The sequence below is a fragment of the Streptomyces sp. 8L genome (genome assembly GCF_020176795.1).
Lineage (GTDB): Bacteria > Actinomycetota > Actinomycetes > Streptomycetales > Streptomycetaceae > Streptomyces.
The window spans coordinates 1-9,925 of the sequence record NZ_JAIUKE010000449.1; the positions used below are offsets into that span (position 1 = coordinate 1).

A 9,925-nucleotide genomic window follows, 5' to 3' on the forward strand; every position below is an offset into this window, starting at 1 on the left:
CCCGGGGGGGGGCGGCGGGGGGCCCCCCCCCGCGGGGGGGGCCGGGGGCCCCCCCGGGGCCCCGGGGGGGGGCCCGGGGGGGGGGGGGGGGCGCGGGGGGGGGGGGGGCCCCCGGCCCGCCGGACTCAGAACTCGTCGTCGAAACCGACCGTGCCCTCCACCGCGACCTGGTAGGCGGACGGGCGCCGCTCGAAGAAGTTCGTGAGCTCCTGCACGCCCTGGAGCTCCAGGTACGAGAACGGGTTCTGCGAGCCGTACACCGGCGCGAAGCCCAGCCGCGTCAGCCGCTGGTCGGCCACGCACTGGAGGTACTCCCGCATGGACGCGGTGTTCATGCCGGGCAAGCCCTCGCCGCACAGGTCGCGCGCGAACTGCAGCTCGGCCTCCACCGCCTCCTTGACCATCGCGGTGACCTCCTCGCCGAGGGCGTCGTCGAAGAGCTCAGGGTCCTCGCGCCGTACGGTGTCGACGACGTCGAAGGCGAAGCCCATGTGCATCGTCTCGTCGCGGAAGACCCAGTTGGTGCCGGTCGCGAGGCCGTGCAGCAGGCCGCGCGAGCGGAACCAGTAGACGTAGGCGAAGGCGCCGTAGAAGAACAGGCCCTCGATGCACGCGGCGAAGCAGATCAGGTTGAGCAGGAAGCGGCGCCGGTCGGCGGCGCTGTCCAGCCGGTCGAGCTGGTCCACCGAGTCCATCCAGCGGAAGCAGAAGGCGGCCTTCTCCCGGATGGACGGGATGTTCTCGACGGCGGCGAAGGCGGCGGCGCGGTCGTCGGGATCGGGCAGGTACGTGTCCAGGAGGGTCAGATAGAACTGGACGTGCACCGCCTCCTCGAACAGCTGCCGGGACAGGTAGAGCCGCGCCTCGGGCGAGTTGATGTGCTTGTAGAGGGTCAGCACGAGGTTGTTGGAGACGATCGAGTCGCCCGTCGCGAAGAACGCGACGAGACGGCCGATCATGTGCTGCTCGGCGGGGGACAGCTTCGCCAGGTCCGCCACGTCGGAGTGCAGGTCGACCTCCTCCACCGTCCAGGTGTTCCTGATCGCGTCGCGGTAGCGCTCGTAGAAGTCCGGGTAGCGCATCGGCCGCAGCGTCAGCTCGAACCCGGGGTCGAGCAGGTTGCCCCCGCGGGCGCCCCCGGCGGAGGTCTCCCGGGCTTCCCGACCGGTGGTGGCGGTGTCGGTGGTGTCGGTAGTGGCGGCGGTGTTCACTGGCAGGCCTCGCAGGATTCGGGGTTTTCGAGGGAGCAGGCGACGGCGTCCGCGTCGGCGGGCGCCGCGGCGGCCTGCGGGGGTACGGAGGGGGCTGCCGCGTTGGCGGCCCGGCCGGCGGCGGCCCGGGCGATGCGGGTCGCGGGACGGGAGCGCAGGTAGTACGTCGTCTTCAGGCCCTGCTGCCAGGCGTACGCGTACATCGAGCTGAGCTTGCCGATGGTCGGCGTCTCCAGGAAGAGGTTCAGCGACTGCGCCTGGTCCAGGTAGGGCGTACGGGCCGCCGCCAGGTCGATCAGCGCGCGCTGCGGCAGCTCCCACGCGGTGCGGTACAGAGCGCGCAGCTCGGCGGGCACCCGGTCGAGGCCCGCGACCGAGCCGTTCGCCTCGCGCAGTTCCTCCCTGGTCCGCTCGTCCCACAGCCCGAGCCGCTTCAGGTCCGCCACCAGGTACGGGTTGACCTGGAGGAACTCGCCGGACAGCGTCTCGCGCTTGAACAGGTTGGAGACCTGCGGCTCGATGCACTCGTAGGCGCCCGCGATCGAGGCGATGGTCGCGGTCGGGGCGATCGCGAGCAGCAGCGCGTTGCGCATCCCGGTGGTGGCGACGCGCTCGCGCAGCGCCTTCCAGCGCTCCGGCCAGTGGTGGGTGGTGCCGTAGTGGTCCGGGTGCAGGACGCCGCGCGCGGCCCGGGTCTCCCCCCAGGCGGGCAGCCGCCCGTCCTCCGCGGCGAGGTCGCAGGACGTCTCGTACGCGCTCAGCATGATCCGCTCGGCGATCCGGGTGGACAGCTCGCGGGCGGCGGGGGAGTCGAAGGGCAGCCGCAGTGCGAAGAACACGTCCTGGAGGCCCATCACGCCGAGGGCGACGGGCCGCCAGCGGGAGTTGGAGCGCCCGGCCTCCTCGGTCGGGTAGAAGTTGCGGTCCACGACCCGGTCGAGGAAGCGCACGGCGGTACGGACGCTCGCGTCGAGCCGCTCCCAGTCCAGGGCCGTGTCCACACCCGGGTACGGGTCCAGGGCGGTGTCCACGCCCGCGTAAGGGTCACCGTCCGCGCCACTCGCGCCGGGGCCCGGGGTGACGAACGCGGCCAGGTTGACCGACCCGAGGTTGCACACCGCCGTCTCGGAGTCGTCGGTGACCTCCAGGATCTCCGTGCACAGATTCGAGGAGTGGATGACCCGGCCCGGCTCCGCCGTCTGGTTGGCGGTGCGGTTCGCGGTGTCCTTGAAGGTCATCCAGCCGTTGCCGGTCTGGGCGAGGGTGCGCATCATCCGTCCGTACAACTCCCGCGCGGGCAGCGACTTGCGGGCGAGGCCCGCGCGCTCGGCCGCCCGGTACGCGGCGTCGAAGGCGTCGCCCCACAGGTCGGTCAGCTCCGGCACGTCGGCGGGTGAGAACAGCGACCAGTCGGTGTCGGCGGACACCCGCCGCATGAACTCGTCCGGAATCCAGTGCGCGAGGTTCAGGTTGTGGGTGCGGCGGGCCTCCTCGCCCGTGTTGTCGCGCAGTTCGAGGAACTCCTCGATGTCGGCGTGCCAGGTCTCCAGGTAGACGGCCGCCGCGCCCTTGCGCCGGCCGCCCTGGTTCACGGCCGCGACCGACGCGTCCAGGGTCCGCAGGAACGGGACGATGCCGTTGGAGAGCCCGTTGGTGCCCCGGATCAGCGAGCCGCGCGAGCGCACCCGGGAGAACGGGAGCCCGATCCCGCCGGAGTGCTTCGAGAGCCGGGCGACCTGGTGGTAGCGCGAGTAGATCGAGTCCAGCTCGTCCAGCGGCGAGTCCAGCAGGTAGCACGAGGACATCTGCGGGTGGCGGGTGCCGGAGTTGAACAGCGTCGGGGACGACGGCAGGTACTCCCGCCGCGACATCAGCCGGTACAGGGCGGCGACCTCACCGAACGCCGCCTCGGAGGTGTCCCGCGCGAGCCCGGCCGCGACGCGCAGCAGGACGTGCTGGGGCGTCTCGATCACCCGGCGGGTGGTCGGGTGGCGCAGCACGTAGCGCGTGTACACGGTCCGCAGGCCGAAGTACTCGAAGCCGTCGTCCGCGTCCGGGTCCACGAGCGCGTCCAGCGCGGCGCGGTGCGCGGCGACGAACGCGGCCGTGCGGTCGGCGATCAGCCCCTCGCGGTGGCCGACTGCGATCGACGCGGAGAACGACACCGCCCCCTCGCCCTCGGCCTCCTCCGCCACGGTGCGGGCCAGCAGCCGGGCCGCGAGCCGCCCGTACGCCGGGTCCTCCGAGATCAGCCCGGCCGCGGCCTCGGTCGCGAGGCCGCGCAGCTCGGCCGTGTCGGCGGCGGCGCTCCGCCCGCGCAGCGCGGCGGCGGCCACCCGGCCCGGCTCCACATCGGGCAGGTCGGCGGAAAGATCCTTGAGGCTCCGCAGCAGTGCGGCTTCGACGGGCTCCGCGGCCGGTTCCGTGACTGCTTCTACGTCCGCTTCCGCGGGTGCGATGGTCACGCTGGGGCTCTCCCTCGCATAGGCCCGGCCCCACGGGGCGGCGGCACGGCGACGAGGGTCCCCGCCCGGGCAGGGCGGAGCGACCGCGTCCACCGGCCCATCCCACGGGGCCCGGACGTCCTGGCAGCCCCGGCACCGCGCCGGGGCGGCTGCCGACAGGTACTCGGACTGGCGCGGGCGTGCCGGGCCACGCCGCGTACACCGTTGCGGGACAGTTCCGGACTCACACCGGATTCCCCTGCGGCGGCAGCGGCACGAGCATACATCTGGGGGCACGCTGAACAACGACCACTAGATGTTGTGCCGCGTGGTGATTTAGGCGTGCGGGGCTGGTCGCCTGGGATAAAGTTCACAACCAGAGGAGGTGCTCCCCCATGACAGCTGCGAGCGAAGCGCGCTGGATCGTTCCGGAGGAGTTCGAGGAGGCCGCCGAGTTGCTGGTCGACCGCATGACCAACGTACGGCTCGAACTCATCGACGGGCAGATCAGGAGCAAGGTAGTGCCGGACCCGGAGCACGGGCGGATCATCGAGTGGCTGACCCGTATCTGCCTGCAGTCCAGGCCCGAGTTGTGGCTTTATCCGGAGCAAGGGCTTCAGGTGCAGACGTATCGAAGGGGACGCGCGCGGCCGGACGGCGTGCTGGCCGAGAGCGGTGCGCTCCTCGGGCGCGGCGAATGGGCCGACCCGGAGGGTGCGGTGCTGCTGACCCTTGAGGTGACCTCGTACGATGGTGATACCAACGCGCGCGACCGCGTCGAGAAGCCCGGTGCCTACGCGCAGGCGGGCATCCCGGTCTATCTGCTGATCGACCGTGACACCTGCGAGGTGCGGGTGCACAGTGAGCCGGACGGTGTGCGGTACGAGAGCGTGCGGGTGGTCCCTTTCGGCAAGAGTGTCACGCTGCCCGACCCGGTCGGCATCACGCTGGACACGGAGCCGCTGAAGGACTGGGTGCGCTGAAGCCCGCCCGGCCGGGGGCGCGGCGGCGTCCGGTGATCCGGGACCGGCCGGGAGCGTGAGGGCACACCCCGCCCCGGCGTGCAGCGGCCGCCGCGCCGCCCGGGACAGGGCCGCAGGCCCCGGGCGGGCCCGGTCGGACGGTGCTACGCGAACGCCAGCGCGTAGACCAGCAGCGGCACTTCGGGCTCGGGCGACCAGTCGCGGGACGGATCGCGCCGGAAGCCCAGGCGCTCGTAGAGCCGGTGCGCCGCGGCCATCGCGGGCTGCGTGGACAGCGCCACGCCCCGGTGGCCCGCCTCGCGCGCCCGCGCCAGGCAGGCGCGGACCAGCGCCTCGCCCACGCCCCGCCCGCGGGTCTCACCCGCGACCGCCAGCATGCGGAACTCCGCCTCGTCGGGCCGCGCGATCTCCGACCAGGGGCCGCCCTTGCCCACATGGGTCACCGCGCCCAGCAGCGTGCCGTCGGGGTCCACCGCGACCAGCACCTCCGCCTCCCGCGCCCGTATCGCCGCCGAGCGCAGCTGCTCGATGTACGGGCTGTCGGACGGCACCAGGCCGTCTCCGATGTACGCCCCCGACGTCAGCGCGTCGATCCGCGCGTACTCGTCCGGCTCCGCCCGTCTGATCGTGAAGTCCATGTCCCCAGTGTGCGCGAGGGGTCTGACAAAGGGCAGGGGGGGCGCGTCTACGGCGGCGGGCCGCCGGCCCTCGTGTGAGGGAGCCGGCGGCCCGCGACGGTGCCTTCCGCTGTGCGTGGCGCGTCAGTTGACCGGGGCCGGCGGCAGCTCCACCGCGACGTCCTTGTCGCCCGCGTCCGCCACGTAGTCGCCCGCCGCCGTCTCGTCCACGCCCTCCGGCGCCTTGAACGCCCGGAAGACGAAGGTCAGGACGACCGAGACCAGGATGTTCAGCACGAACGCCGTCATGCCGATGTAGCCGATCTGCCCGATGCCGGGGATCTCCGCCGACGAGCCCCCGAAGTGCTTCTGCGTCGGGCTCGCCACGCCGTAGGCGGCCAGCGTGCCGTAGACCATGCCCGCGGCCCAGCCCACCAGCAGGGCCCAGCGGTGGAACCAGCGGGTGAACAGGCCGCTGACGATGGCCGGCATGGTCTGGAGAATCCAGATGCCGCCCAGCAGCTGGAAGTTGATCGCCACGGTCTGGTCCATGCCGAGCACGAAGACCAGCGCGCCGACCTTCACCAGCAGCGAGACCAGCTTGGAGACGCGGGCCTCCTGCGCCGGGGTGGCGTCCGCTTTGAAGAAGTCCCGGTAGATGTTGCGGGTGAACAGGTTCGCCGCCGCGATCGACATGATCGCCGCGGGCACCAGCGCGCCGATGCCGATCGCCGCGAACGCCACCCCCGCGAACCAGCTCGGGAACATGTTCTCGAACAGCTGCGGGATCGCGAGCTGCCCGTTGGTGACCTTGACACCCGCCGCGATGGCCATGAAGCCGAGGATGGCCAGCAGGCCCAGCATCAGCGAGTACAGCGGCAGGATCGTGGTGTTGCGGCGGATCACCTCGCGGCTGCGGCTGGAGAGCGTCGCCGTGATGGAGTGCGGGTACATGAACAGCGCGAGCGCCGAGCCGAGCGCCAGCGTCGCGTATCCCCACTGGCCGGTGACCGGCGGCGCCAGCGCGCCCTTGGGTTTTCCGGTCGCCGGGCTGATCTGCGAGAACGCGTGGGCCGCCTTGGCGAAGATGTCGTCGAACCCGCCCAGCCTGATCGGGATGTAGATGATCGCGACCAGGATCACGATGTAGATCAGGCCGTCCTTGACGAACGCGATCAGCGCGGGCGCGCGCAGGCCGGACACGTACGTGTAGGCGGCGAGCACCAGGAACGCGATGAACAGCGGCAGGTCCTTGACGAACCAGTTGGTGTCGGGCCCGCCGCCGACGCCCATCACGTCCAGCACGGCCTGGATGCCGACGAGCTGGAGCGCGATGTACGGCATCGTCGCCAGGATGCCGGTGACGGCGACCGCGAGCGAGAGGCCCTTCGAGCCGAACCGGCCGCGTACGAAGTCCGACGGCGTGACGTATCCGTGCCGGTGCGAGACCGACCACAGGCGCGGCAGGAACGTGAAGACCAGCGGGTACACCAGGATCGTGTACGGGACGGCGAAGAAGCCGGCCGCGCCGGCCGCGTAGATCGCCGCGGGCACGGCGACGAACGTGTACGCCGTGTACAGGTCGCCGCCCAGCAGGAACCAGGTCACCCAGGTGCCGAACGACCGTCCGCCCAGGCCCCATTCCTCAAGGCTGTGCTCGTTGGCCGCCTTGCGCCAGCGTGCCGCGAGGAAGCCCAGTACGGTCACCGCGAGGAAGAAGAAGATGAAGACGCCGAGCGCGACGCCGTTGACACCGCCGCCGCCGTTCATCGCGCGGCACCTCCTTCGCGCCCGGCGCGGGAGGCCGCACGGGAACGCTGGTCGTACTGCCAGAGCTTGTACGCGAGCATCGTGAGCGCCGTGGTGATGAGCACCCACAGCAGCTGGTACCAGTAGAAGAACGGGATGCCGATGAACGTCGGGTCGACCCGTGCGTAGGAGCCCACCCAGAGCATCGCCACGAAGGGGATCACCAGGCACACGCCGATGATGACCCGCAACGGCGTGACGACAGGCGGCCGTTCACCGCCCGCCGGGGTGTCGGGCTGCTGCGGAACATCGGGCATGGGCTGCGTCCCCCTCGCTTGATCACCTGGTTGTGCGGGGGCAAATCTAAGCGCGGCATAAGCGCCGCGTCACCCCCCGTCCGCGTATCGGAACGACAACGGTGGTATCAAGTCGATCATCGGACAACCCCGGCGTGGCCCGCCGGGGGTCCGGTTCGGCGGTCTCTTTCAGTCCGCGGGCCGCTGGAGCGTCGCCACGAACTTGTAGCGGTCGCCCCGGTAGACCGACCGCACCCACTCCACGGCCTCACCCGACTGGTCCACCGAGTGGCGCGACAGCATCAGCATCGGCAGCCCGACGTCCGTGCCGAGCAGGCCCGCCTCGCGCGGGGTGGCGAGCGAGGTCTCGATGGTCTCCTCGGCCTGCGCCAGGTGCACGCCGTAGACCTCGGCCAACGCGGTGTACAACGACGTGTACTTGACCAGTGAGCGGCGCAGCGCGGGGAAGCGCTTCGCGGACAGGTGCGTGGTCTCGATCGCCATCGGCTCGCCGCTCGCGAGGCGGAGCCGTTCGATGCGCAGCACCCGACCGCCCGCCGTGATCTCCAGCAGCCCGGCGAGGGAGTCGTCGGCCGTCACGTACCCGATGTCCAGCAGCTGCGAGGTCGGTTCGAGGCCCTGCGCCCGCATGTCCTCGGTGTACGAGGTGAGCTGGAGGGCCTGCGAGACCTTGGGTTTCGCGACGAACGTCCCCTTGCCCTGGATGCGTTCGAGCCTGCCCTCCACCACCAGTTCCTGGAGTGCCTGGCGCACCGTGGTGCGGGAGGTGTCGAACTCCGCGGCGAGCGTGCGCTCCGGCGGTACGGGCGTGCCGGGCGGCATCGTCCGCGTCATGTCCAGCAGATGCCTCTTCAGGCGGTAGTACTTTGGTACCCGGGCGGTCCGGGTGACGGCCGCGCCGCTACCCTCTGTCTCGGTGGAGCCGGTTCCCCCGTCCGCCATGACCTGCCTTCCCGACTCCTGTGCTCCTGCCGTCACCGGCTCCTCCGTCTGTCGCGGCTCACATGGTGGCACGGTCCGGTGCTGGGACACGGCGCCGTGGTCGGGACTACGCCCGCCTCCCTGAGGTGTCGGTCCGATAACGGACGCGACTGCCCTTCTTATACACCCTTGACACCCCTAAAGGTCTAGGCCAAGCTCCCCGTACTGGTCTAAACCATTAAAGACCACGTCCCGGCCCGAGCAGTACGTGTCGTCAGTCTTCGCGGTGGGCGGGGGGTAGCGGGAATCCCTGAGGAGGGTGGCGTGAAGCGGAAGCTCATAGGGGCGATCGGTGTCGCGGGGATGATGATCGGTGTCGCCGCGTGCGGCGGCTCCGGCGGCGGTGACAACAAGGCGAGCGGTGCGGACGCCGGAAATACCATCACGGTGTGGTTGATGAGCGGTTCCAACCCTCCCAACTGGACGAAGCAGATCACCGCGGCGTACGAGAAGAAGTACCCCGGCAAGAAGGTCAAGATCGCGGTGCAGCCGTGGGACGGCATCCAGCAGAAGCTGACCACCGCGCTGTCGGAGGACACGCCGCCCGACGTCATCGAGGTCGGCAACACGCAGACCCCGTACTACGCGCAGACCGGCGGCCTGAAGGACCTGAGCAGTGACAAGGCGGCGCTCGGCGCCTCCAGTTGGCTGCCCGCCATGGCCAAGTCCTCGGTCTACGACGGCAAGCAGATCGCGGTGCCGTGGTACGCGGCCAGCCGTGTCGTCGTCTACAACAAGAAGATCTGGTCGGGCGCGGGCATCACGACGCTGCCGAAGACGCAGGACGAGCTCTTCCAGGACCTCGGCAAGATCCAGGCCAAGGGCACCAAGGACGCGCTGTACCTGCCCGGCCAGGACTGGTACGCGTTCGACGGCATGCTGCTCGACGCGGGCGCCGACCTCGTCAAGAAGAGTGGCGACACGTACAAGGCCAACCTGGACACGCCGCAGGCGGCGCAGGCCATCAACCTGTACAAGAAGCTCAACTCCTACGGCACGGCGCCCAAGGACAAGGACGAGGCGACGCCGCAGCAGTCCGACGTGTTCGCCAAGGGTGACGTCGGCGCGTTCATCGGCCTCGGCTGGGAGGGCGCGGGGGCGCTCACCAAGAACCCGAAGCTGAAGGACCAGATCGGCTACTTCCCGCTGCCGGGCAAGACGGCCGCGAAGACCTCCGCGGTCTTCCTCGGCGGTTCGAACCTCGCCATCTCGCAGGGGACCAAGAACCCCAAGGGCGCGATGAACTTCCTCAAGCTGGCCATGTCGGACCAGTTCGAGGGCGCGCTGGCGAAGGAGGGCGGTGTCGTTCCGAACAAGGCGGCGCTCAACTCCAACCTCGCGGGCAACGACTTCGGCACCGTCTCCGCCGCCGCGGCGGCCAACGGCGGTACCACGCCGCTCATCCCCGAGTGGGGCAGCGTCGAGAACGCGCCCAACCCGATCACGACGCTCTTCATGACCGGCGTGCTCCAGGGCCAGTCCCCGTCGGCCGCCGCGCAGAAGGCGGACACCGAGATGGACAAGCGGCTCAGCCAGAAGTAGGTCCAGGTTCTCCCGTCAGGACCTGCCCGGGGCACACGAGCCCGGCAGGCCCCAGGACGGGAGGCCGCCCGCACCCCTCCG

The 9,925-nt window shown here is 70.8% G+C and carries 8 protein-coding genes; 2 read left to right on the plus strand and 6 right to left on the minus strand.

Going from position 1 to position 9,925, the window contains the following annotated elements; translation table 11 throughout:
• Window positions 1-125: 125 nt before the first annotated feature.
• On the minus strand, window positions 126-1,082 hold the full coding sequence (locus tag LCE31_RS30620; RefSeq protein WP_225020088.1) for a ribonucleotide-diphosphate reductase subunit beta: 957 nt from the start codon (window positions 1,080-1,082) through the stop codon (window positions 126-128).
• Between the two features lie 125 nt (window positions 1,083-1,207).
• A complete protein-coding gene (locus LCE31_RS30625) occupies window positions 1,208-3,676 on the minus strand; it encodes a ribonucleoside-diphosphate reductase subunit alpha (protein WP_374118597.1) in 2,469 nt (822 codons plus the stop codon).
• A 374-nt stretch (window positions 3,677-4,050) separates the two neighbouring features.
• Here LCE31_RS30625 and LCE31_RS30630 point away from each other — a divergent pair, with 374 nt between their 5' ends.
• Window positions 4,051-4,638 (plus strand): Uma2 family endonuclease, encoded by a 588-nt coding sequence (locus LCE31_RS30630; protein WP_225020078.1) that lies wholly within the window; start codon window positions 4,051-4,053, stop codon window positions 4,636-4,638.
• Between the two features lie 143 nt (window positions 4,639-4,781).
• Here LCE31_RS30630 and LCE31_RS30635 read toward each other — a convergent pair whose 3' ends face one another.
• The 4 genes from LCE31_RS30635 to LCE31_RS30650 all read right to left on the minus strand — a co-directional run bounded on the left by LCE31_RS30635 (window position 4,782) and on the right by LCE31_RS30650 (window position 8,263).
• Window positions 4,782-5,276, minus strand: a complete 495-nt coding sequence (locus tag LCE31_RS30635) for a GNAT family N-acetyltransferase (RefSeq protein WP_225020080.1) — start codon at window positions 5,274-5,276, stop codon at window positions 4,782-4,784.
• A gap of 123 nt (window positions 5,277-5,399) precedes the next feature.
• Entirely contained in the window at window positions 5,400-7,025 is a 1,626-nt protein-coding gene (gene mctP, locus LCE31_RS30640) for a monocarboxylate uptake permease MctP (protein ID WP_225020082.1), read from the minus strand.
• Complete coding sequence (locus LCE31_RS30645) at window positions 7,022-7,321, minus strand: DUF3311 domain-containing protein (protein ID WP_225020084.1); 300 nt, start codon at window positions 7,319-7,321, stop codon at window positions 7,022-7,024. Before LCE31_RS30645 ends, mctP begins: the two co-directional genes overlap by 4 nt.
• Window positions 7,322-7,489: 168 nt before the next feature.
• Window positions 7,490-8,263, minus strand: a complete 774-nt coding sequence (locus tag LCE31_RS30650) for a GntR family transcriptional regulator (protein ID WP_225020093.1) — start codon at window positions 8,261-8,263, stop codon at window positions 7,490-7,492.
• 303 nt (window positions 8,264-8,566) lie between these two features.
• Between LCE31_RS30650 and LCE31_RS30655 the strand changes: the two genes are divergently transcribed.
• The gene (locus tag LCE31_RS30655) at window positions 8,567-9,844 is read left to right on the plus strand and encodes an extracellular solute-binding protein (RefSeq protein ID WP_225020086.1); all 1,278 of its coding nucleotides are present in this window, start codon (window positions 8,567-8,569) and stop codon (window positions 9,842-9,844) included.
• Window positions 9,845-9,925 lie beyond the last annotated feature (81 nt).

Bases quoted from the DNA above. Each gene is read 5' to 3' on its own strand.
- LCE31_RS30630 (WP_225020078.1), top strand. From the start codon at position 4,051: ATGACAGCTGCGAGCGAAGCGCGCTGGATCGTTCCGGAGGAGTTCGAG.
- mctP (WP_225020082.1), bottom strand. From the start codon at position 7,025: ATGAACGGCGGCGGCGGTGTCAACGGCGTCGCGCTCGGCGTCTTCATC.
- LCE31_RS30645 (WP_225020084.1), bottom strand. From the start codon at position 7,321: ATGCCCGATGTTCCGCAGCAGCCCGACACCCCGGCGGGCGGTGAACGG.
- LCE31_RS30650 (WP_225020093.1), bottom strand. From the start codon at position 8,263: ATGGCGGACGGGGGAACCGGCTCCACCGAGACAGAGGGTAGCGGCGCG.
- LCE31_RS30620 (WP_225020088.1), bottom strand. From the start codon at position 1,082: ATGCGCTACCCGGACTTCTACGAGCGCTACCGCGACGCGATCAGGAAC.
- LCE31_RS30635 (WP_225020080.1), bottom strand. From the start codon at position 5,276: ATGGACTTCACGATCAGACGGGCGGAGCCGGACGAGTACGCGCGGATC.